Genomic DNA, 24,192 nt, shown 5'->3' with positions numbered 1-24,192 from the left:
CTAAGATTCCTTCCGAACCGGAATAAATGTTTGATTAATAATTTGCTTAATCACCTGTTCATTCGATAAACCTTCAAAAGTTGCTTCTGGTGTTAAAATAATGCGATGGGATAAAACAAAAGGTGCAAGGAATTTCACATCATCTGGTAGTACATAATCACGCTGATGAATATAAGCATAAGCTTTTGCTGCTTTCATTAAAGCGATTGCTCCACGCGGGCTTACACCTAAAGAGATTTCTTTGTCCGTTCTAGTTACAGTAACTAGATTCACAATATAACGTTGTACTGTATCAGAAACATGAATATTCTTTACTTCTTCTTGTATCTTAATTAATTCGTCCTTTGTCATCACAGCAGAAAGATGTTCAATTGGATGATCACGTGATGTTCGATTTAACATCTCTAGCTCTTCCTGATAAGATGGGTAGCCCATTTTCAGCTTCAAGATAAATCGATCTAATTGAGCTTCTGGTAGAGGATATGTACCTTCATATTCAATGGGATTCTGTGTTGCCATAACGAAAAATGGCTTTTCCAATGGAAGTGTTTTCCCGTCTACTGTTACTCCCCCTTCTTCCATTCCTTCTAATAATGATGCTTGTGTTTTAGGAGAAGTACGATTGATTTCATCTGCTAAAACAATATTTCCAAAAACAGGTCCTTCATGGAACTCAAACTCTAACTTTTGTGGATTATAAATAGAAACTCCTGTTACATCTGAAGGTAGTAAATCAGGAGTGAATTGAATTCTACGAAAATCACAACTTAATGATTTTGCTAGTGCACGGACGAGCATCGTTTTACCTACACCTGGAACATCTTCTAGTAACACATGCCCTTGTGCTAATAAAGCGACTAAGCTTAATGTTGCTGCATCTCTTTTTCCTAAAATTACTTGTTCGATATTATCTAATACTTGCTCAATTTTTTTATAGTAAACAGATGTTTCGCTCATAAATACAATGCCCCTTTCCATAACCGTAGTTATCTACATTATAAAGAAAAACTGCTTATAAATACATTGATAAGAACCATTATCAATTATTATTTTTTATGTCTCTCCTCACATGGAATAAAATGGATCTAACTAAACGGAGAAGTTAAAGAATCATGATGATATAAAAGTTGCATAACCATGACAATGTGCCCAACGCGATTCCTTCGTCAAGCGGTACGATGAAGCTATTTTTGAAAATGGAATTCCTTTTCTTGGTGTGATTCGTATACGAATCGAATTAAAGGAGCTTACATGGTGCGTGGCTTACATGATTTGGTAATGGCTATAATTACATTACCCGATTTATGGTGTTCTCAAATCATTATTTTCAAAGGAGATGGATATTTCAGAAAGGGGTCTAGCTACTCAAAATAAATTCTACCGGGCAAATTGCCATTTAGAAATCCCTTATACAATAGAAAAAATAAGCCTTGGATAAATAATCATATTCATCCAAGACCAAATCTATTAAGCATTCAATTTTTCGTTAATTGTTTCAATTAATGCTGGTAATTCGCCCATTGTACGAATGGTAAATTGAGCACCATGCTGGATAAAACGTCTTTCTACCTCAGCGATTTTGCTTTCTTTTTCTTCCTTAGATAATCCGTTAAATTCTTCTTCGGTAAGTCCCATTTCTGAGCTTCCTACCACAACTCCAACTGCCCAAACACCTGCCGCCAATGCTTCTTTAATATCTGAAACTGTATCTCCCACTTTAACAACGTGACGAGCAGCAGATAGCTGTAGTTTTTCCATATTATGATAAATCATATACGGGTATGGGCGTCCTAAAGAATTGGTATCATCTGCCGTTACATAATAATCAGGTGCATACCCTTTTTTCTCCGCTTCAGATACAACAATATCCATCATACTTTTGGTATACCCAGTAGTTGAACCAATTTTCAATCCTTGTTTTCTTAATGTTTCTACGGTAGTTAATACTTCAGGAATTGGATTCGTGAATTTCGCTAACGTAGCGATTAAAGTCTCTTCAAATTCACTGTAAAGCTTCTTCACATCATCTTCATTCGCAGTTCTTCCGTATTTTGTTTCCCAGGCTTCTGCAATTCTTGGCATGGAAAGCATCGCTCGCACATGATCAATTTTTAACATTCCCATTGGTTCTCTTGCTTCCGCCATTGTCACTTCAATTCCTGCATTTTTAAAAATATCCACGAAAACCTGCACTGGAGCAAAACATCCAAAGTCCACTGTCGTTCCTGCCCAATCAAAAATTACACCTTCTATTTTTATCATTTTGCAAGCACCCCCATATATTCATCAATAATATCACAAAGCTGTTCGATTTCTGTATCATAAATTTCGCCAATATTTCCAACCCGGAATGTATCAACTTCAGTAAGTTTCCCAGGATAGAGCACAAATCCTTTTGTTTTTACATACTCATAAAAATCTGTGAAGGAAAAGAATTCATCTGGAAATAAATAGGTTGCGATAATCGGAGATTGCTTCTCTTCCGATATATAAGCATGGATTCCAGCGTCTGCAAATCTTGATCTAATTCGCTTATTATTCTTTTCATAGCGTGCTTGACGTGCAGGAACTCCACCTTCATCTAATAATTCATCAATTGCTTTTGAAAATGCTGCTACTACATGAGTTGGAGAAGTATAACGCCATTTCCCATCATGATTCATTTCCTTCCATTGCTCGTATAAATCCAATGATATGCTTCGAGCATTTCCTTCACATTGCTTCAATTGATTAAGCTTAGCAATGACAAAGCCGAAGCCTGGTACTCCTTGGATACATTTATTTGCACTACTTATTAAATAGTCAATTCCTAGTTCTTCTACATTTATTTCGATGCCACCAAAACTACTCATCGCATCAATAATTAGTACTTTATCAAATGCTTTTGCAACAGTAGCTACTTCTTCTAATGGATTTAAAATTCCAGTAGTTGTTTCACAATGCACCATGACAACATGTGTAATCATTGGATCGTTCTCTAAACGGCTACGAATTTCTGCTATATCTGGATGTAGATTGAAGTCAACACTGTATTCGTCATAATGAATTCCAATATATTTTGCCATTTCTACAATACGTTTTCCGTAAGCACCATTTGTGATAATTAATGCCTTATCACTTGCACCTAATGCTGTTTGCATCACAGATTCTACAGAGAAAGTCCCACTACCTTGCATCAAAACTGTTGTGTACTCATCCTCTGTTACATGCGCTAGCTCAAGTAGCTGGGAACGAATCTTTTGAGTAATCCTTTTATACTCATCATCCCATGTACAACGATCAATCTTCATCATATCCTTGACTGAAGCTGTTGTTGTTAATGGTCCAGGAGTCAGTAATTTATAATCTGTCATTTATGATTTCCCCTTACTTATTATTTTGCCGCATTAAAGAATGCCTGATGTTTTTCTAATAACTCTACTGTTAAAGGCTCTGGAAAACTCTTTGAATATGCCGGTTCAAACACTGAATCTACAGACTCCCCTTCGTATAATGCTACAGGGTAGAAATCAATCATTTTTGCACGACTATCATTCATTAACACTTCAGCCATTTCCATAGCTAATTCATTATGTCCAGATTCTTTATTTACTACAGCAACTGCTTCCGTTAAAGAGAAGTTTCCTTCAACTGGATCAATAAACTCAATAGGTGCTCCTGACTCTTGAGCAATAACTGCTTGGTGACGTAACCCAAATCCTAACGCAACTTCACCTGACTGTACTTTCTTAATCGGTCCTGAACCTGAGCTTTCTAAATGTGGGCCTACATTCTTCACTAATTTTTCTAATACTTCCTGACCTTCTTCTTCACCATACGCATCTATGACAGCTTGAACCATTAACCATGCTGTAGAAGAATCCGTGATATTTGGAATCGATACAAAGCCTTCATAAACAGGATCGGTTAAATCTTTAATCGATGCTGGAACTGGTAAATTATTTGCTTTCATTACTTCTGTATTTACAAAGATAGCCCCTGTGTTACCTAAAATCGGTAAATAATAAGATGGATGCTCCTCTATTGCCTTTGTCTCAAAAGATAAATCAGCGAACATTTCGTGCTTGTCCTGTGCACTTTGTAAGAAATAAGTACTCATCGTAATTAAATCGGCTTGTATCGTCTTCCCTTCAGCCATTAACTTTCCACCTAATTCAGATGTTGCTAGAGATTGAATGATATACTTTCCTTCATAACCCGCTTCATCTAATGTTTCTTTCCATGCGTTTACTGCTTCTTCATCCGCATTAGTTAATAAAACAACTTGATCTCCTGAATCTCCATCACTTTTTTGACTTGATCCTTTTCCACATGCTGATAAGACAAGCATAATTGCTAATAAGACTACGAAACCTTTAAATTTTTTCATCATTTTTCTCCTTTGTAGGGGGTGTTCAAAAGTCCAACAAAACGGCCTTTTTAAACACGCACTTGTAGTTAAGCTACACTACGTAGTTTTGTTTTTGTCTTTTGGCGAATTTTTATCTTCTGTAAACCATCACATACTAATCTCATAGCCAAATTCGTGCCAAAAATAAGGATTGATAACACGAAGATGTCATTAAACTGTGCAAAATGCTGTAACTCTTTAATTTTACTTGCTACTACAGATGTTTCTGCTGTAACTAAGAAGATTAATCCTGATATAGTAACCATCGCATTAATAAAGTAATAACTAAACATTTCTAATACTGTAGAAATAGAGTTTGGTAATACAACACGACGGATTGTTTTCAACCAACTGTCCCCTAATAGCTCTCCTGTTGTCTCCCAGGAAGGATTCATTTTTGCTAGGGAGTTTTTCGCCATTAAATATGGTGTAGTAAAATAATGCACAATCGTACTTAAAATAATGATGATAAATGTTCCTTTCAAGCTACTCTCATTGAAGAATAGTAAATAGGATAAACCAAGTACCATTCCTGGAACTGTATTGGTAATCATGGAGATGATATCCATCGTTCCGCGACCTTTTACTTTTGTACGAATATTTAACAGTGCTGCTCCGTAAGCAATAATCGTTCCAAATACGGCAGTAAGTCCTGCAACAAGTAATGAGTTTTGATAAACATTAACCAGATCATTGGATGTAAATACTGACGAAAAATGCTTCCAAGTAAAAGACATATTATAAGGGTAGCTTTCTACTAATGGTGCAACGAGCATCACCACGAATACAGATACGATAGCTATTAATGTCATGACAGATATACTTCCAAATAAGATATCTCTCCCTCGGTGCCGTAAAACTTCCGTATCTCCTACCTTGTCATAGTGGAATTGAAATTTATCTAAATATCTTAGTAGAATAATTCCGAATACTGCTGGTAAAAGCATTAACACTGCAATGGCAGCGCCTTGATCGAAATTAGGAATAGCTCCTAACATCACTCGATATAATTCAGTTGCAACAACCTCATATGTTCCACCAATCGATGCAGGAATCCCGAAGTCCGTGAAGCTTAAAATAAAGGATAAAACAAATGCTCCACCTAAGGTTCCTACTAGCGGACGTAAAATGGTATTGATAAATCCTCGAACTGGTCCATCTCCCATTAGCTTCGATACGATAATGAATTTCTTATCCATGTATGTAAAAGAGTTATGAATAAGTAGAAACGCTGATGGCAAAGTGTAAATGACATAGCCTATTAACAGACCATTAAATCCATAGATATCAAATAAATTTTGTCCGAACAATTTTGTAATGAGCCCCTGATTACCGAAAGAATAAATAATCGCAAAACCATAGGTAATGGTTGGCAGTAACATCGGAATCATAATGCCTGTTCGAATTACTTTTTTCAACGGTGAGAAGACTCTTGTTACATTGACCGTATAAGCAAGCGCAAATGCTAATGTTGTTGTAATAGTCGCTGTGATCGCTGAAATTTTTATACTATTTAAAAATGCAGCAGTTATTTCCTTACTCTCAAATAATTCAAGATAATTCTTAATCGCAAAGCCTTCTTCGCTCGAAAAGGATTGAACAAATAAGAATAATAGTGGCAATGCTAGAAATGCTAGAAAGAGAGCAATAATCGCAATAAAAATAACCTTTGTTTCTATCTTTCCTTTATGCATACTGTTCACCGAATAAATGATAGATATTCTGACGCTTTATATGCAATTGCTTTAAAATAAATTCTTCCACGAAGTCATTGCTTGGGCGTTGAATAATATCTTGCGGTGCTCCAAACTGTGCGACATTACCATCTTTAATAATGACAATTTTATCCGATAAGGTTAAAGCCTCTTCTGGGTCATGTGTAACGATAATAGTTGTTAAATTAAACTCTTTCGCAATTGATTGAATTCTGGTTTTGATAGATTCTTTAATCACACCATCCAATGCACTCAATGGTTCATCTAATAATAAAACCTCTGGCTTTGTTACTAATGTTCTTGCTAGAGCAACACGCTGCTTCTGTCCACCTGACAACTCTGAAATTCGTTTATCTAAATGTGGAGTTAACTCTAGAAATTCAATATAATCTTGAACCTCTTTTTTAGAGATTGCTCCCTTCTTATTTTTCAAACCGTAAATGATATTTTCATATGCATTTAAATTTGGAAATAATGCGTAATCCTGAAACACAATGTTAAATCCACGTTTTCTCATTGGGACATTTGATATGTCATTCCCATTAAAAATAATTTTTCCTTTGTCCATTTTAGTTAGGCCTAAAATGATGTTTAATAAGGTTGTTTTTCCACTTCCGCTCGTTCCCAGCAAGGAAACAATCTCACCTTTTTGAATTTCTAAATTGATATTATCTAATACGACTTTTTTATCATATTGTTTTCCGATACTTTGTAGTTGCAACAAAATATCCACCTCCTCGATTACAATTCCCAGTATAAAAGTTGAATGTAAATTACATTCACGGATTTTGTAAACGATATGTAAAAAGTGCATGAGTGTTTCATAAATCCCTCCTATATCATGCATAGATTCAAAATGGGAATATAAAGATTATGTAAACCCTATTGAAATCGGGAAATCCAGGAAGTAAGATAAACGTACTTCATCAAAGGGAGGGTATTCCGTGCTACCTTTAGAACGCCAAAAGAAGATTATAGAGATGCTAAAGAGGAAAAAAGTGATGAAAATGAAGGAGCTAACAGGTAATTTAGCCATTTCAATAGATACATTACGCAGAGATATTCAACAGTTATTAAAGCAAGGGAAAGTGAAAAAAATATATGGAGGAATCGAATATGTCGAGCCACTAGATTTGGAAAGAACAATGGATGAAAGAAAATTTAGTATGCTTCCTGAAAAACAAGCAATTGCTAAACTTTGTGCAGATTATATTGACGATGGCGATTGTATTTACATAGATAGCGGAACGACAACATACCAAATTGCAAAATATATTAAACAGAAAAAGCAGCTGACCGTCATAACCAACTCTATTCCAGTTGTACTAGAGCTATTTCATAGTAATGTAGAGGTAATTATGATCGGAGGGAAGGTTCGAAAAGAAGAGCAGTCTATTTTCTCCCATGATTACTTGTTTAACTTTGATTCCTTAAATATACATAAGGCATTTATAGGGGCAGGAGGTATTTCTATTCAGAAAGGTGTCTCTGACTATAACATGGAGGAAGCCATAACACGTAAAAAAATCATTGCACTTACAAATCAAATCTTTGTCACTGCGGACCATACCAAGTTTAATAAAGATGCACTTATTGGAATTACGTCACTTCATAGCGTAAATTACATCATTACAGACGATAAACTACCTAAGAAATATATTCGCGATTTTAAAGGATTGAAAACAGAATTACTTCTTGCCAAGTGTGAGGAAGAACAATTGTTATCTTTTTCGCTACCTACAAATAAAGCACTGCCTAGATTAGTTAATGAATAATGGTAGAAGTAGCATGTAAAAACATATAATCAAAACCACCAGTGTGAACTGGTGGTTTGTTCTGCGGCTAGAAGCCTCTGTTACCGGCCTTGGCCTTAAAGGCCCACTGAATGGGTTTCCCTTTTGCACCACACTTACTCACTGATTCTAAAAGAATCTCTTATTTCTTTTTATTTTTCTTCCCTGTAAATGGATCAAATTCTTCGAATAAAGTTAATTGATCACTCATGTAGTCATCTTTAAGCTGATTTCTTATGTATTCTTGTATTTGATTTTTATTTCTTCCCACTGTATCTACAAAGTAGCCTCGACACCAGAATTTTCGATTACCGTATCTGTACTTTAAATTCGCGTGACGATCAAATATCATTAAGCTACTTTTTCCTTTTAAGTATCCCATGAAGGAAGATACACTTAATTTCGGTGGTATACTCACTAACATATGAATATGATCTCTACACGCATTTGCCTCGTGTATATCAACTTCTTTTCTTTCACAAAGCTCTCTTATAATTTCTCCAATACTTTGTTTGTATTTTCCATAAATCACTTGTCTTCTATATTTTGGAGCAAATACTATATGATACTTACATCTCCACTTTGTATGTGCTAAACTATTCTTGTCCTGCATAGGGCTTTGCCTCCTTCTTTGGTGAGTTTTGGTGGTCGGGAAACCAACCTTAGCTTACCATGAAGAGAGGCTTTTTTTGACCCCACGCTTGAAGCTCTTTAGAACCCCCGGCATAGCCAGGGGTTTTCTAAAATCATAAAAAGTTAGATATTGCAACAGAATGTTGCAATATCTAACTAACATACTTTCCTTATAAAAACTTCCCAATCAAGGAAGCTTGTTTTTCTTTGATCTGCTCCGGGGTTCCTTCCGCGATCAGTGTTCCGCCTTTGTCTCCACCTTCTGGTCCCAGCTCGATCAGCCAATCCGCCGCTCGCATCATCTGTTCATTATGTTCAACAATAATTACGGTATGACCAGCATCCACCATTTTATTCAATAATACAATAAAATGCTCTATATCAATGGGATGTAGGCCTGTTGTTGGTTCATCAATTAAAAACATCATTTTGCCTTTTTTAGCAGTTAATAATTCCTTCGCTAGTTTTAACCGTTGTCCTTCTCCACCTGATAAGGTTGTTAAGGATTGTCCTAATGTGACATAGCCTAAGCCTACATCTTCTAGTAGTGCAAATGTTTTTGCTAATTTCTTCTCTGCTTTAAACAAGGAGCATGCTTCTGTCACAGATAAATCTAGAATTTGCGAAATCGAATGGCCTTGCCAAGTAATTTCTAGTATTTCATCTTTAAATCGTTTTCCCTGACATACTGGACAAGTGAGCTCAATATGATCGAAGAACATCATATTACTAGGAACAACACCTAAGCCTTCACAATTTTCACATCGCCCTCCTGCTGTATTAAACGAAAAATGTTTACTTGTAAACCCTTGTTCTTTTGCTTTTTCTAGCTTAGAAAAGAGCGTACGAATTCCAGTAAAAGCATCTGTAAAGGTTGCTACATTTGAACGGCGCATTTTCGTAATTGAGGATTGTTGCACTGTAATGACTTGATCAAAATCTAGATCTTCTTGATTTGCAAGCACATCAAAAATCAATGTTGACTTCCCAGACCCTGATGCACCAGCCACTACCGTTAAGCAATTTTTTGGAAAGGAAACAGAAAAATCCTTTAAATTATGCCTTGTCACATGCTCTAATTTAAAGCTATTCTCTACTGGACGTGTCTTTTCTTTAAGTGATTCTGTTTTTTGTAAATAGTTTCCTGTTACACTAGCTGTTTGTTCTGCCAATTCATCTAGTGTGCCCAGTCCAATAATTTCACCACCAAAGTTTCCAGCACCCGGGCCAATATCAATAATTACATCTGATGCACGCATCACTTCTGTATCATGCTCAATGACGATAATTGTATTTCCTAAATTACGCATGTTCTTCAGTAAATCTATCATTCCTACTGTGTCTTTTGAATGCAGACCTGTTGTAGGCTCATCCAATAAATAGATAACACCTGTTAATGTGGAATCTAAGGTTGCTGCTAGTTTAATCTTCTGTTGTTCCCCACCAGATAAAGTAATGACTTGACGGTTCATTGTTAAATAGCCTACTCCGACCTTGAGTAAACGTTTTAGCTTTGTCGCAATATCCAGTAGAAAAACATCTACATGTGCCCTTTGTTTATCTGATAATTCCTCTTTCAACTCCATAATCCATTGATATAATTGTTCAAGAGAATAAGTGGATAGCTCAGGCAAACGAATTTTATTTACAGTTACTGCACGGCTCACTGGATTTAGTTTTTCTCCATGACAGCTTGAACATGTTGTTGTTTGGAAGAAATCTAAAATTTTATCCTCTGTTCCTTGCTTATCTTGATAACGACGCCATAAAAACGGAGCTAATCCTTCAAATTTCCCACTCGTTACATTTTTAGGGAACCCTTTTTCTGGATTAATATTTGCTTGTTCTACTCCTTCATATAAAATTTTGCGATGGTCATCTGTCCATGCTTGCACTGCTTTTTCTTTCACATCGGCTAGTTCATAAAACGCGAATGCTTTATACAGAATAGACAGCATATACTGCTTATAACCTTTGTCAAAAATAACAATAGCTCCATCTTCAAGTGATAAGCTAACATCGACAACTTTTTCCCAATCCATTTGAACTTGTTCACCAATTCCTGAACATGTTGGGCAAGCACCTTCCATCGTATTCGCAGAAAAGTTTGATCTTGTTAATCGTGATTGCTTATGTTCACAATAAGCGCATAGAACAAACACATGAAAATCACCCTTCTCCTGCTCAACCATTTCTTTACCATCACATTGATGAAAAGGCTTCTCGCAGCTCTTACAATGGACTAAACCTATTTTTTCATAGACAAGTCGTAAATCTGTGTATGTATTTGTAAGTGTTCCAACCGTGGAACGAGGGTTTTTATTTGTATGATGTTGACTGATTTGAATAGCTGGTGAGACATTACTGATTTGCTCGACATCTGGTTTCTGAATTCCTTATAAACCAATTGCCTCTAAATATTGACGCTGACATTCCTGATGGAGAGTATCCATAACTAATGTTGATTTTCCTGATCCAGATACACCTGTTACACAGACTAATTTATTACGGGGAATTTGTAGTGAGATATTTTTTTAAATTTCCTTCATTCGCTTTTTCAATGATAATTGATGGATTCATCGCTTCACCTCATTTAATTGTTTGGTCATTTTATAATTTGTAATTATAACTCCCTTTCGCTTGATCCTTTGCTTTCGTAATACCGCATAGCCTTGTTTTTCAAAAAATGGTCTTGCTGTAATACTTGCATCTGTCTGTATTTTCCCGATCTGTCTTTCCCTTGCTACAGCCTCTAAATGCTGTACTAGCTTTTTAGCAATTCCTTGCCCCTGGTAATCCTTATGAACAAATAGGCGATCCAAATATCCTTGATCATCCATATCCGAAAAACCAACAATGTCTCCATCGATTTTGGCAACAAAAGTAATGTTTTTCTGCAATGAATGCTTCCACGTTTCTAGCTTTTCGGTAAAATCAGCTTTTGGTGCCCATGCATTCCTTTCCTCCTTTGTATAATCCTTCGCATTTACCGTATGAATGGTTTCATAGAATAAAGTCAAAATCTCCTCTACATCTGCTTCTTGAAATTTCTCAATTCTCATTTCACACCTCGCTTACGATTCATAAAATTTATCACAGAATAAAACAATATACACAAAACCTTTTCTTTCTGCAAATATTAAGTGATATGTATAGTAGAGTTTAATTTTTGAATAGCTGAAAAAATGCTTAAAGCTGTCAAATAGCTTGTTTTAGGGTTTGTAGGTGAAGGGTCATTTTCTAGTTTTAAGCTTAAACTTCCGAAATCACCTTTTGCTTCCACATAATGTAGGTTTTTCTCTACTGCTGGATCTGCAATAATTGTTACTTCTGTTTGCTCTACACCAATTCCAGCTAAAGATAAAATGATAGAAACATTTGCATTCTTAGGGAATGCGACGATTGCATCTTTTGCTTTTCCTGTAAATAAAATCTTTTCTTCTTTTATTACTTCTTCTGTTAATGCATTTGCTGGTTTTCTTGTTGTCAGAGATACTGTATCTAGTCCACCTAGGCTGCTTGCTGCCTGTAGTACATCTAAACCACCGATAGCGCCTGACGGTAGATAGATTTTCGTTCCTGCCTGTTGACCAATTTGCTTCAAGGTTTGCACAAAGTTATCATCAACTAATGCTCCAATACTAATAATAAAAAAATCCTTCTGCTGTAAAATTTGTTCACCATATTTTTGCACCACAGGAATATTAGCACACTCCACAACTAAATCCACAGAGGACTGCAAAAATGCTTCTATATCTTGATATAACTGCACATTATATTTTTTCTCTACATCTTTCAAAGAGGTCTTTGCTTTCTCACGTTCATCAAATATTGCAGTAATCTCATAATTAGGAATACGCTTTTCTAAATTGATTTTATCCAATAAAAAAGTTCCAATTGTTCCAACTCCGATTAATCCAATTCTCATTCCGATTCCTCCAATCTATCCTTTTATTATACATAAGAAAATATGGTGTAGTCGAAGAATTGCCTTAATATTTGTAAACACAAAAGAGGCTGGGACAAAAGGAAAAATTAAGCTTGAAATCCGAATAATTTTCAAATGAAGCGTAGGAAAAGTCTGAAATAAAGACCTCAAAGGTATCATTTAATTATAGACATGCCAAAGAAACCATCAAAAGATGATTTTTAAAAAATGGATTTGAATCAATTCTAGGTAGCGGTAGGTCGCTCTAGAATGCGAAATCCTTGAGATTTTGCGAATGAAATTGCTTGTTCAACCGTGATCTCACGGCTTACTGGAAGAACATCTACTGTTTGGTATAATTCCGGATTATAAGGTTCTTTCTTCTTTAAAATATGATATATTGCAGTTAATAACATTCGTGCGATGGCGATAATCGCACGTTTGTGACCGCGTCGCTTTTTTATGTTTAAGTAGCGGTTTCGAATTTCGGGATGTTTATCGCTCTTCACTACACTAAGACAACATTGTACGAGGAGAGGTTTTAAATATACTCCTGCTCTCGAAATTCTAACAGACTTTTTCTTGCCGGCACTTTCATGATTGGTTGGTGTTAACCCTGCCCATGAACATAAATGCTTGGCTGTCGGGAACACGTCCATCTTCACACCTATTTCTGAGATAATAGTAATGGCAGAAAAGATGTTTTTAATGGACGGAACAGTCAGAAGTAAATTTATTTCTTCGGTGTAGGGTTCGGCAAGAAAAAGAATCATTTTCTCAAGCTCTTGCTTCCGTTCTTGAATATCCTCATAATGTTGTTTTATCACTGCCATTTTTCCAGCCTGTTCAGGAGTGATAAAACCATCCACCGCAAGCTTTAGTTCTTCGACTTTATGTTTCATTGCCCCAAAAACTAATGGTTCGATATCAAAATCAGTATGAGTTGGATGGTCTAAAAGTTTTTGAATAATATTCATAGAACCTTTTCCAAACGTGTCACTGACAGTGTTGGCAAGTTGAATGTTAGAGACAGTTAAACTATTTTGAAAACGATTTTTTTCACTGGAACTAAAATTAGTGAGTTTATAGCGATAACGCATTAAATCTCGAAGCTGCCTGATTCGAAATGGTGGCATAAAACTTCCAGCTACCAAGTCATGTTTGAATAAATCAGCTATCCATTTCGCATCTTTCTTATCTGTTTTTTTCCCTCGAATCGCTTTCACATATTTAGGATGTGCTAAGGTGATATCACAGGAATCCTCCAATATATTAAACACAGGAATCCAGTATTTTCCTGTTGATTCCATGCAGACATCTTTACAACGATGTTCATCAAGCCATTTGGACAGCTCTCTCAATCCCTTTGTATAGGTTGAAAAGCGACGGCTTTGATAGGAAGTAACTCCATTGGTTGTGGAAGCAATCACCGCCACCACAAAATTTTTGTGGACATCAATACCACAACAAATAGGGTAGACAATTTTTAAAGCCATAAAAAAGACTCCTCTCTAGAATATATAGAGACAAGCCACAGGGACTGACTACCCAGCTGTAAACGTATTTGTTTTCTCCAAAGATAAGTCTTCGTGCTCGATAGGCACACTTATTTGTGCTTAAAAAGGTAATCTACACATATATATACGCGGTCATCTCCTATTCGAGACAATCCACTCCCTACGACGTGATTTGTAGTATGTGACACATCTCTATATTTTTAGATTAATGATTCTGAGTCAGAAAGCAAATTTTATTTCCTGTCGTTTTGTGCCTCAAGCAAAGCGAGAGGCATGATTATATATACGTAGACTCCTATGGGAAGAAGGCCTAGGTGAGACCCCGGAGTGCGTAGCACGAGGAGGCTCTCCAGCCGCCCATGGAAAGCGGAGTATATTTCCGAAGCGGTTATTTGCACAATTTATGTTTGGAATTAGCTAAGTAATAATTTCTTTTGTCCCAGCCTCCTCTATTTCATTTATCTCTCCGCCGTTGCTATTATTTCCTTTACACTTTCCAAAAATCTCTCCATTTCTGTCTTCGTTCCAATAGAAATACGTAAATATTGATCAATTGGCTTCTTGTTAAAATGCCGTACTAAAATACCTTTCGCAAATAATTGTTCATATAATTCACTTGCTTCATAATTGGGATGTGTAGCAAAAACAAAATTGGTTTGTGAAGGTAAAACATGAAAACCTAATGCTTGTAATCCTGCTTTCACATGTTCACGTGTTGTGATAATTTGTTTTGTTGTCTTTACAAAATATGCATTATCTGCAAAAGCCGCTTGTGCACCTGCTAACGCCAGTCGATCTAATGGATAGGAATTGATGGAGTCCTTAATGCGCATAAGCCCTTCAATCAGTATCGGATTTCCCAATGCAAGACCCACACGTAAGCCAGCTAGAGAGCGTGATTTCGAAGTCGTTTGAATCACTAGTAAATTATCATATTTACGAATAAGCTCTACAGCCGATGCACCTGCAAAATCTATATACGCTTCATCTACAATGACAACAACATTTGGATTATTAACAATCACCGCTTCTACTGCTGTTAACTCTAAATAAATACCTGTTGGCGCATTTGGGTTTGGAAAAATAACTCCACCCTTAGCTTGAAACATACTTTCAATAGGCATAGTAAAGTCTTCATTTAGCGGAATCTCTTCATAAGAAATATTGAATAAATTTGCATACACTGGATAGAAGCTATAGGTTATATTTGGAAAGCGAATGGCGTGCTCTTGGTCAAAGAATGCCATAAATGAAAATGCGAGTACTTCATCTGATCCATTACCAACATAAACTTCTTCCTTCGACAATTGATAAGCTTCAGCAATTTGCTCACGTAAACTATCCGCTGTTGCAGAAGGATATAGTTGTAGATTCGCTGTTTCTTGTTGAATGGCAGCTATTACTGCCGGACTTGCTGGATAAGGATTTTCATTTGTATTTAATTTTATAATTTTTTCATCCTCTAACTGTAAGCCTGGAACATAAGGTTCAGCCCGCTTTGCCATAGCACTCCAAAACTGACTCATTTTAGTCTTCCTTTCTTTTCTGACTTCTCGCTATTAATTTATCTTTTATATCCGTTATTTCTACTCCTGCTAGTTCCATCAGAACAAGTGTATGATAGGTCAAATCTGCAAGCTCACTAACTAATTCTTCCTTATCATGATTTTTTGCCCCGATAATGACTTCACTTGATTCTTCACCAATTTTTTTCAATACTTTATCTAGTCCTTCTCGAAATAAATAGGAAGTATAGGAACCTTCTATTGGATTCTCACGACGCCCTTTAATTTCTTTAGCTAATTGAAAAATAATATCGCGATTATTTGTGCTCTCTTCAACATAAAGATTGTGAAAGCAGGAGGACTTGCCTGTATGGCATGCTGGGCCCACGGGATCTACTTGCATCAATATGGCGTCTTGATCACAATCAAAAGACATACGCCTTACTTTTTGTTTATTACCAGAAGTTGCTCCTTTATTCCATAATTCTTGGCGTGAACGACTATAAAACCATGTTTCCTTTGTTTCAATCGTCTTCTGTAAAGCTTCTTTATTCATATATGCTAACATCAGAACATTTCCAGTTTGCTCATCCTGAACAATTGCTGGAATCAGCCCATTATCATCAAATTTTATTTGTTCAAGCTGGATATCCATTCCTACTCCTCCTCAGCTCCATTTAATTGCTTTGAGATATAGTCCTTTATATCACTAATAATTAATTCATTATAATGAAATACAGATGCACCTAATGCTCCTGTTGCTTTTCCTTCTGTTAATGCCAAGAGAAAGTCTTCTTTTTTCCCTGCTCCCCCACTTGCAATCACAGGGATATTAATTTTCTCAGCAATCGTTCTTGTTAATTCAAGGTCATATCCTTCTTTGACACCATCTGCATCAATACTATTTAGAACGACTTCACCTGCACCTGCTTGTTCTCCTTGCACAGCCCATTCTATCGCATCGATTCCCGTATCCTGTTGGCCTCCCTTTGCAAATACGTTCCATTTGCCTGGACCTACTTTTTTCACATCCATGGATAAAATAATTCGCTCAGAGCCATATTGTTCAGCTGCTTGCTTAATAAAATCTAAATTATTAATCGCAGCACTATTAATAGAAAATTTGTCTACTCCAATCTGGATTAAATTTTCTATATCTTGAAGTGATTTTATTCCTCCCCCTACCATAAAGGGGATTGGAGTTATTTTGCGTATTTCTTGAATCGTATCTAAAAATAGCTCTCGATCTTCTGTAGAAGCAGTAATGTCATAGAATACTAGCTCATCTGCTCCATCTTCCACATATTTCTTTGCTAATACAATTGGATCAGCAATTTCCTGAATATCTACAAATTTTTTCCCTTTTACTACCTTCCCTTTATCAACATCTAAACATGGAATAATACGCATTACTTTTCAACTCCTAACACTTCATTTAGTGTAATGTTTTTTTCATATAATGCCTTACCAATAATTGCTCCATACATCTTCATCTCTGTTAATCTCGTAACATCTTGAACTGTTGAAACACCACCTGAAGCAATAATATCTATTACGGTTGTCTGATTCATTTCTTCAAGCACTGCAAAATTTGGACCTGCTAACATGCCATCTTTTGCAATATCAGTAAAAACAATTGTTTTTACACCTAATGCTTCTAACTCTTTGATCAGTTCTAATGCATTCACATTACTTGTTTCTGTCCAACCATCTGTTGCAACAAAATATCCTCGAGCATCAATAGATACAACAATTTTTTCTTGATATTTTTCCACTACCTCTTTTAGCAGCTGTTTATCTTGAATGACTGCTGTACCAAGAATGACTCGATTAACTCCTGCCTGCAAGTATGCTTCGACACTTTCTAATGAGCGAATTCCACCACCAACTTGAACAGGTACAGAAACAGTGTTCACAATCTCTGTAATCGCTTGGATATTCTGTCTTACTCCCGACTTTGCTCCATCTAAATCAATCACGTGAATAAAGGTAGCTCCTTGATTTTGCCATTCTAATGCCATAGCTGCTGGAGAATCACCATAAATTGTTTCTTGATTATAATCGCCTTGAATAAGGCGAACACATTTACCATTACGAATATCAATTGCTGGAAAAATAATCATGCCTTTCTTCCTTTCTAGTTAAACGAACTTCTCATCTAGATTCAGTTACTCAAGAAACCCTTTTGTAGAAGGAACCTCTTGCCAATTCTCATTGATTCTACTAGCTGCATGTAATACACGACCAAATGCTTTAAATATAGCTTCAATCATATGATGTGTGTTACTTCCGTATTCTAGGCGAATATGTAATGTCACCTTTGCGTGACTAACAAACGCTTGGAAAAACTCTTCTACTAATTCCGTATCAAACTGCCCTACTTTATCTTTTAATCCTTCTACTCGATAAACAAAGTAAGGTCTACCGCTAATATCTATCGATACAGTGGCAAGTGCTTCATCCATGGGAATCGTAATCGTCGAATATCTTTCAATACCAACTTTATCGCCTAAGCATTGGTAGAAGGCCTGACCTAGAACGATACCAATATCTTCTACAGTATGGTGCTGGTCCACTTCAATATCCCCATCACAATTAACATCTAAATCAAATCTGCCATGCTTTGTCATTAAAACAAGCATATGATCAAAGAAGCCAACACCAGTTTGAATATTTGTTTTTCCTGCACCGTCTAAATTCCATACCAAATTAATTTTAGTTTCGGCGGTTTCTCTCTTTATTTCGTGCTTTCGCATTATTCATCCATCCGTTTCTTTATTGAATTTGCATGTGCAAATAATCCTTCTGCATTAGCAATTCGCATCACATCTTCTCCTACCTTACTCAAAGCTTCCTTAGAGTAATAAATAACACTTGATTTTTTCATGAAATCATAGACACCTAGTGGAGAAGAAAATACGGCTGTTCCGCTTGTAGGTAGTGTATGATTAGGCCCTGCTATATAATCTCCAAGTGCCTCAGGAGCATACTCTCCTAGAAAAATGGCTCCAGCATGCTGAATATTACCTAAATGCTCTATAGGATTTTCTAGCATAATTTGTAAATGCTCTGGTGCTAAGTGATTTACAAAATCATACATTTCTTCCAGTGAATCGACGAGAACAATTCTGCCATAATCTTCGATAGAGCTTTGAATAATTGCTTTTCTTTCTGCAAGCTCTGTTTGCTGATATATCTCCTCTTTAAGTGTCTCTGCAAATTGCTTACTTGTAGTAACACAAATAGCTTTAGCTCTTTCATCATGCTCTGCTTGTGATAATAAATCAGCAGCAGCATAAACAGGATTTGTCGCCTGATCTGCCATTACGCAAATTTCACTTGGACCAGCAATCATATCAATTGCAACTTCACCAAACACCCATTTTTTTGCACTAGCTACATAAGCATTTCCAGGCCCGACAATTTTATTTACCTTTGTAATGGTTTCCGTTCCATAAGCTAATGCGGCAATGGCTTGTGCCCCACCAACTTTATATACGGTTTCAACACCTGCTATTTTAGCTGCAGCAAGAATATATGGATTAATTTTCCCATCTGCTTGCGGTGGGGTTGTAATTACTATTTTAGAAACACCCGCTATTTTAGCTGGGACTGCATTCATTAAAACCGTCGAAGGATATGCTGCTTTACCCCCTGGAACATAAATACCAACACGATCGATAGCAGTCACTTTCTGACCTAATAAAATCCCCGGCTCATCATCCAGCATCCAGGAACGTTCTTTTTGGAGCTTATGAAATTTTTCAATCTTATCATGTGCTTTTTGAATCGATTGCATAAATTCCAGATCTATAGCTGCCATTGCCTCTTCCCATTCTTCTTGAGACACAAGCAAATGGTCTAATCGAACCTGATCAAATTGTTCTGTGTATGCAAATAAAGCTGCATCCCCTTTACTTCTTACTTCCGCAATCATAGAGAGTACTACTTCATCAATGGATGCTTCATCTACCAGATTTTCCTTTTGCAATACTTGCTCTTGTTCGTATTGTTTCCATGTTACGATTTTCATAAGGAACTCCTTTCTACTTCCTTTTTAGCTTGCTGATCAACTGCTCGATTTGCTCTGTTTTTGTAGCATAGCTTGCTTTATTAACAATTAATCTCGCACTCACATCAAGAACATCCTCTAATACTACGAGTCCGTTTTGCTCCAATGTTGCTCCTGTTTCAACAATATCCACGATAACATCTGATAATCCCATCAATGGCGCTAACTCTATTGATCCATTTAAAGGAATTATTTCTACTGCCTGTTCTTTGCTATGGAAGAAGTTTCCTGCTATTCTAGGATATTTTGTAGCAACAGTAAGTGTTCTACCGGGATATAAATCTGTATTTGGAAATCCTGCTACAACTACGCGGCAATTACTAAAATCAAAATTTAGTAACTCATATACATCTGGTTGCTCCTCTACAATAATATCCTTGCCCACAATACCAATATCTGCTGCCCCTTTGTCTACATACGTACCTAAATCTGCTGTTTTTGCGAAAATTAGCTTCACTGTATTTGTTGTGTCATACATTACTAGCTTTCTACTATCATTATGATAATCAGGAAAGTAGATTCCTGACTCCTCTAAAAAATCAATTGTCCTTGCTGCCATACGTCCCGTGGCAATTGCTAATGTAATCACTGACAATTCGTACTCCTCCTTATTACTTCAAACCTTGCATAAATGCTTCGATAGAAGATGGCTTGCTCCCTTCACTTGAACCTTCTAGCATATATGAATCGTTTAACATATTAAATTTATATTTTGCGAGTCTTTCATCTTTAGCTAAATTATGATCTGTTGTCACAATCACCTTGTATTTTTTTAATCTTAATGCTGTTGCTAATTTAATTGCACTTTCTTTATTTTCCTCGTCATATACAATAATTGCATCTATCATTTTTCTAGGCTTCTCCTGCATTTGTGCCAGCGCAAGCATTAATGTATTCAATTTACATGCAAAACCAATTGCTGGTAAATCAGCATGGAAAAAATCACCTAACTGATTGTAACGCCCTCCCATTAACGCTGGCATACCTATATTTTCAACAAATCCTTGAAAAATCACACCTGAATAGTAATCCATATGATTAATTAAACCTAAATCCATTACTACATGCTCCGCCACACCATACATTTCCAGGATACGGAATAACTCAATGAAATAATCTATCTTCTCTTCCATTCCTTCTGTAAAAGTAATCTGTCTTGCTTTCTCACAAACATCTATTGGATTTCCATACAAGAATGGGATTTTAGCTACTGCAGCTTTTACAGAGGATTCGATTTGCAGTTGTTCTAAAAATGGCTCCATTTCAGCAATATTTTTAGCGCGAATCAATTGCTTAAGCTGCTCTGCCTCTTCTTTAGAAATATCCAATGCTTGAATAATTTCATTAAAAAATCCGGCATGACCCAGTTCAATTTTTACCGACTGGAAGCCTAAATCCTTAAGCATATGGATGGCTAAAGCAATTACCTCTGCATCCGCTTCAGGTGAACTTTCACAAAAGTATTCCACCCCTGCTTGAGTTGTTTCAATTTTATCTAGATGCTCAACAGGCTTGCGATAAACATCCTCTATGTAGTAATATCTTAATTCATGAGGGAGAGATGAATATTCTTTAGCTAGTTGTCTAGTAACAGGCAATGTCACATCAGGTCGCATCACTAGAACTTGGTTCAAATGATCAATAACTTTAATCATCTCATTTTGATTGATGGAGCTTCTCACTTGTGAGTATAGATCATACTTTTCAAATACAGATGTATATACACGTTTAAATCCATAAGTGACGAATCTTTGCTTAATTGTTTTAGCGATTTTTTCAATCCGTTGTTCATCTTGAATATACTGTCCATTTGTTTTTATTAACAAAGCTGGTATCTCCTTTCTATCTTGTATGCAAACAAGAGCTAAAAATTTATCTGATTTTCAATTATTTTAATTACATTTTATCACTTTATTACTTTATCTCGATAAAGCGATATGTAATACTATAAGCATAGCTATTAAATATGTCAACCAATTTTGGAGGGATTTTTTAATGTTTGAGTATCATGTACATAGTCATTTTTCAGATGATTGTTCTGTTCCAATGGAAGAAATGGTTCAAGGAGCTATTCAGAAGGGACTTCGAAAAATATGTTTTACGGACCATATTGATTTTGATTATCCTGATCCACTATATACATTTGATCTTGATTTAGATGGATATTTCAAGGAATTATCTCGATTACAAAAAATCTATGAAACTGATATTGAAATTTATAAAGGAATTGAAGTAGGGATTCAGCCACATTTACCAGAAAGATATGAAGCCTTTTTAGCCCAAAAGGAATTTGATTTTATTATCTGTTCCTTGCACACTGTCGATAAAGCAGACTTGCATTCAGGAGAATTATTTAATTCCCGCTCCATTGAAGCAGCTTATCAAAAATATTATGAAGAACTGCTTTATTGTGTGAAAAACTTTGATAAGTACCAAATTCTCGGCCATCTGGATTTAGTAAAAAGATATACCATTGGCCAGCAGGTAAATACTGATTTCCATGATACCATCACGCAAATTTTCCAAACAATTATACCTCAAGGCAAAGGTATTGAAATCAACACTTCTGGTACTCGATATGGGATGAAGAACGCTTTGCCAAGTAAAGATATTTTACAGCTTTATAAAGACTTAGGTGGCGAGATTATTACGGTTGGTGCTGATGCACATCGCGTAGAGGATATAAACTATCATTTCAAAGAGTCATTACAGCTTCTAGATGAACTAGGATTTACTTATGTTTGTAGCTTTAGTAAACAAAAACCTACTTTTCATAAGATTAATGATTTGCTATAAAAAAATCACAGACTTGTTGAGTGCACCTCATCAACAAGACTGTGATTCTCTCTTTATTTAAATGCTAATAACTTTTCCAGGATTTAAAATATTTTTAGGATCAAGCGAACGTTTTATTGTTTTCATTATTTCTAATGAATTGCCATGTTCCATTTCCTGATACTTCATCTTGCCTACACCAACGCCATGCTCTCCTGTACAAGAACCGCCACGTGCTAATGCATATTCTACAATATCCTTATTAAATTGATTTCCAAGTGCTATTTCTTCTGGATTATTCAGATCAATCATTAAAATGGTATGGTAATTCCCATCCCCAGCATGCCCTACAATTCCGCCAACAATTCCTAGATTTTCTAAGCGCTCTGATGCATAATTAATCGCCCCTGTTAAATGCGAAATTGGCATACATACATCAGTAACCATCGCTTTCTTTCCAGGATTACTGTGCATAAAAGAATAAGCATGATTATGACGTGCTTCCCATAATTTATTCCGGGATTGGGTATCTTTCTCAAATTGGAAACCTTCACAACCAAAGTCTGCAAGAATCTCTTCGGCAAATTGAATATCCTGCTCAAGCCCAGCCTGATTACCATGGAATTCCATAAATAATGCTGGTTGTTCTAAGTAATTTGTTTCACTAAATGCATTAATACGGCGCATTGATTCTTCACATAATAACTCAATACGTGCAATTTGAATACCTGCTGAACGAATAGCTACTACCCCTTGCACCGCCTCATCAATTGTCTTAAAAGAAGCACGAGCTGCTACTGTTTCTTCTGGAATTCCATACACTCTTAATGTTAATTCCGTAAAGCATCCTAATGTACCCTCGGACCCAACAAATAAACCATTTAAGTTATAACCAGAAGATGATTTCGCTGCAAGGCTTCCTGTATTCATAATCGTACCATCCGCTAAAACAACCTCTAAATCACGAACTTGATCACGCATTACCCCATAACGAACAGCTGTTGTTCCACTTGCATTGGTTGCAGCCATTCCACCAAGGGTAGCATCTGCGCCTGGATCAACTGAGAAAAATAATCCATGTTTTTTTAGTTCTTCATTTAATTGAATTCTTGTTACTCCAGGCTGTACTTTTACAAGAAAATCCTCTGGAATAATTTCAAGAATTTTATTCATTTGTGAAAAATCTAAAGAAATTCCGCCTGTATATGGTATTGCTGCACCTTCTAAGCTTGTACCCAGTCCAAAAGGAACCACAGGTATCTCTTCTTCATTAGCAATTTTCATTACTGCACTTACCTCTTCTGCAGAATTAGGAAATACAACAACATCTGGTAAATGAGGTTGATGATATGACTCGTCCTTACTATGATTTTCCAATACAACTTGGTTTGTTGTCACTCGATCTTCAGGAAGGATATTGCTTAATTTTTCAATATAATTCATTTTAGTCTTCCTTTCTTTAATTAACAAATGTAAATTTTTTAACTTTTTACTCACTTTCCCATTATAGCTCAATAGATAAATTCATGAAAGTTGTTCTAGCTAGATCATACGGTCAATTATTGTTATTCTTTCACTTCTTCTTTTCTAGTACGTGTTCAAAAAGTTCAACAAAAAGGACCAAGTAGTTCAAGGAGGCGTAGCTTTGAGTAGCAAAATGTATGATTCCAATACGTGAGCAGACGCTCTTGCACGCAGAAAAAGTGCTTTTCTTTTTCAAGGAACGGAAAAGCAAGCCAACGACTTCCACAGGACGTGTCGGAACTTAGTCGAAGTTCCCCTGTTCGATGTGTCATTTTTATTGTACTTTTTGAACAACCCCTTATAATAGATATGGAATCATTTCATTAAGAATGGAGATTAT

The 24,192-nt window shown here is 36.1% G+C and carries 24 protein-coding genes; 3 read left to right on the top strand and 21 right to left on the bottom strand.

Going from position 1 to position 24,192, the window contains the following annotated elements:
- Positions 1-957: an AAA family ATPase gene (locus tag AB4Y30_RS03445; protein ID WP_368654106.1), complete on the bottom strand. Its 957-nt coding sequence runs from the start codon at positions 955-957 to the stop codon at positions 1-3.
- 294 nt (positions 958-1,251) lie between these two features.
- Here AB4Y30_RS03445 and AB4Y30_RS03440 point away from each other — a divergent pair, with 294 nt between their 5' ends.
- Positions 1,252-1,374, top strand: a complete 123-nt coding sequence (locus tag AB4Y30_RS03440; protein ID WP_368654105.1) for a DUF3916 domain-containing protein — start codon at positions 1,252-1,254, stop codon at positions 1,372-1,374.
- 93 nt (positions 1,375-1,467) lie between these two features.
- On the opposite strand, the gene phnX is transcribed toward AB4Y30_RS03440, so the two are convergent.
- The 5 genes from phnX to AB4Y30_RS03415 form a co-directional block, all read right to left on the bottom strand.
- Positions 1,468-2,262, bottom strand: a complete 795-nt coding sequence (phnX, locus tag AB4Y30_RS03435) for a phosphonoacetaldehyde hydrolase (RefSeq protein WP_368654104.1) — start codon at positions 2,260-2,262, stop codon at positions 1,468-1,470.
- Positions 2,259-3,353, bottom strand: coding sequence for a 2-aminoethylphosphonate--pyruvate transaminase (locus AB4Y30_RS03430; RefSeq protein ID WP_368654103.1), 1,095 nt, complete (start codon positions 3,351-3,353; stop codon positions 2,259-2,261). Before AB4Y30_RS03430 ends, phnX begins: the two co-directional genes overlap by 4 nt.
- Before the next feature lie 20 nt (positions 3,354-3,373).
- A complete protein-coding gene (locus tag AB4Y30_RS03425) occupies positions 3,374-4,369 on the bottom strand; it encodes an extracellular solute-binding protein (protein WP_368654102.1) in 996 nt (331 codons plus the stop codon).
- 68 nt (positions 4,370-4,437) lie between these two features.
- Positions 4,438-6,084 (bottom strand): ABC transporter permease subunit, encoded by a 1,647-nt coding sequence (locus tag AB4Y30_RS03420; protein WP_368654101.1) that lies wholly within the window; start codon positions 6,082-6,084, stop codon positions 4,438-4,440.
- Entirely contained in the window at positions 6,077-6,829 is a 753-nt protein-coding gene (locus tag AB4Y30_RS03415; RefSeq protein WP_368654100.1) for an ABC transporter ATP-binding protein, read from the bottom strand. The genes AB4Y30_RS03420 and AB4Y30_RS03415 overlap by 8 nt, the downstream gene beginning before the upstream one ends.
- Positions 6,830-7,049: 220 nt before the next feature.
- Between AB4Y30_RS03415 and AB4Y30_RS03410 the strand changes: the two genes are divergently transcribed.
- The gene (locus tag AB4Y30_RS03410) at positions 7,050-7,880 is read left to right on the top strand and encodes a DeoR/GlpR family DNA-binding transcription regulator (RefSeq protein WP_368654099.1); all 831 of its coding nucleotides are present in this window, start codon (positions 7,050-7,052) and stop codon (positions 7,878-7,880) included.
- Between the two features lie 160 nt (positions 7,881-8,040).
- On the opposite strand, the gene tnpA is transcribed toward AB4Y30_RS03410, so the two are convergent.
- From tnpA to AB4Y30_RS03340, 14 genes are all read right to left on the bottom strand, one after another.
- Positions 8,041-8,511, bottom strand: coding sequence for an IS200/IS605 family transposase (tnpA, locus tag AB4Y30_RS03405; RefSeq protein ID WP_368652045.1), 471 nt, complete (start codon positions 8,509-8,511; stop codon positions 8,041-8,043).
- A 190-nt stretch (positions 8,512-8,701) separates the two neighbouring features.
- Positions 8,702-10,693 (bottom strand): ATP-binding cassette domain-containing protein, encoded by a 1,992-nt coding sequence (locus tag AB4Y30_RS03400; protein WP_368654098.1) that lies wholly within the window; start codon positions 10,691-10,693, stop codon positions 8,702-8,704.
- A gap of 234 nt (positions 10,694-10,927) precedes the next feature.
- Entirely contained in the window at positions 10,928-11,047 is a 120-nt protein-coding gene (locus tag AB4Y30_RS03395; RefSeq protein ID WP_368655160.1) for a hypothetical protein, read from the bottom strand.
- A 60-nt stretch (positions 11,048-11,107) separates the two neighbouring features.
- Positions 11,108-11,593 (bottom strand): GNAT family N-acetyltransferase, encoded by a 486-nt coding sequence (locus tag AB4Y30_RS03390; protein WP_368654097.1) that lies wholly within the window; start codon positions 11,591-11,593, stop codon positions 11,108-11,110.
- A 77-nt stretch (positions 11,594-11,670) separates the two neighbouring features.
- Positions 11,671-12,459 (bottom strand): aspartate dehydrogenase, encoded by a 789-nt coding sequence (nadX, locus tag AB4Y30_RS03385; protein WP_368654096.1) that lies wholly within the window; start codon positions 12,457-12,459, stop codon positions 11,671-11,673.
- 245 nt (positions 12,460-12,704) lie between these two features.
- Positions 12,705-13,955, bottom strand: a complete 1,251-nt coding sequence (locus tag AB4Y30_RS03380) for an IS110 family transposase (protein ID WP_368654095.1) — start codon at positions 13,953-13,955, stop codon at positions 12,705-12,707.
- A 479-nt stretch (positions 13,956-14,434) separates the two neighbouring features.
- Positions 14,435-15,502 (bottom strand): histidinol-phosphate transaminase, encoded by a 1,068-nt coding sequence (hisC, locus tag AB4Y30_RS03375; RefSeq protein ID WP_368654094.1) that lies wholly within the window; start codon positions 15,500-15,502, stop codon positions 14,435-14,437.
- A gap of 1 nt (position 15,503) precedes the next feature.
- On the bottom strand, positions 15,504-16,136 hold the full coding sequence (hisIE, locus tag AB4Y30_RS03370) for a bifunctional phosphoribosyl-AMP cyclohydrolase/phosphoribosyl-ATP diphosphatase HisIE (RefSeq protein WP_368654093.1): 633 nt from the start codon (positions 16,134-16,136) through the stop codon (positions 15,504-15,506).
- Positions 16,137-16,138: 2 nt separating this feature from the next.
- Positions 16,139-16,891: an imidazole glycerol phosphate synthase subunit HisF gene (hisF, locus tag AB4Y30_RS03365; RefSeq protein ID WP_368654092.1), complete on the bottom strand. Its 753-nt coding sequence runs from the start codon at positions 16,889-16,891 to the stop codon at positions 16,139-16,141.
- The gene (gene hisA / locus AB4Y30_RS03360) at positions 16,891-17,604 is read right to left on the bottom strand and encodes a 1-(5-phosphoribosyl)-5-[(5-phosphoribosylamino)methylideneamino]imidazole-4-carboxamide isomerase (protein ID WP_368654091.1); all 714 of its coding nucleotides are present in this window, start codon (positions 17,602-17,604) and stop codon (positions 16,891-16,893) included. The genes hisF and hisA overlap by 1 nt, the downstream gene beginning before the upstream one ends.
- 45 nt (positions 17,605-17,649) lie before the next feature.
- Positions 17,650-18,237, bottom strand: a complete 588-nt coding sequence (hisB, locus tag AB4Y30_RS03355; RefSeq protein WP_368654090.1) for an imidazoleglycerol-phosphate dehydratase HisB — start codon at positions 18,235-18,237, stop codon at positions 17,650-17,652.
- Positions 18,237-19,514: a histidinol dehydrogenase gene (gene hisD, locus AB4Y30_RS03350; RefSeq protein ID WP_368654089.1), complete on the bottom strand. Its 1,278-nt coding sequence runs from the start codon at positions 19,512-19,514 to the stop codon at positions 18,237-18,239. Before hisD ends, hisB begins: the two co-directional genes overlap by 1 nt.
- Before the next feature lie 13 nt (positions 19,515-19,527).
- A complete protein-coding gene (gene hisG / locus AB4Y30_RS03345) occupies positions 19,528-20,142 on the bottom strand; it encodes an ATP phosphoribosyltransferase (RefSeq protein ID WP_368655159.1) in 615 nt (204 codons plus the stop codon).
- Between the two features lie 22 nt (positions 20,143-20,164).
- The gene (locus tag AB4Y30_RS03340; RefSeq protein WP_368654088.1) at positions 20,165-21,379 is read right to left on the bottom strand and encodes an ATP phosphoribosyltransferase regulatory subunit; all 1,215 of its coding nucleotides are present in this window, start codon (positions 21,377-21,379) and stop codon (positions 20,165-20,167) included.
- Positions 21,380-21,548: 169 nt separating this feature from the next.
- On the opposite strand from AB4Y30_RS03340, the gene AB4Y30_RS03335 reads away from it, so the two are divergent.
- A complete protein-coding gene (locus AB4Y30_RS03335; RefSeq protein WP_368654087.1) occupies positions 21,549-22,349 on the top strand; it encodes a histidinol-phosphatase HisJ family protein in 801 nt (266 codons plus the stop codon).
- A 57-nt stretch (positions 22,350-22,406) separates the two neighbouring features.
- Here the strand turns inward: AB4Y30_RS03335 and AB4Y30_RS03330 are convergent, their stop codons facing one another.
- On the bottom strand, positions 22,407-23,771 hold the full coding sequence (locus AB4Y30_RS03330; protein WP_368654086.1) for an FAD-binding oxidoreductase: 1,365 nt from the start codon (positions 23,769-23,771) through the stop codon (positions 22,407-22,409).
- Between the last annotated feature and the right edge of the window lie 421 nt (positions 23,772-24,192).

The organism is Ornithinibacillus sp. 4-3, assembly GCF_040958695.1.
In the GTDB taxonomy this organism is placed as follows: domain Bacteria; phylum Bacillota; class Bacilli; order Bacillales; family Amphibacillaceae; genus CALAMD01.
This window is presented reverse-complemented; position numbering and strand designations above follow the sequence as displayed.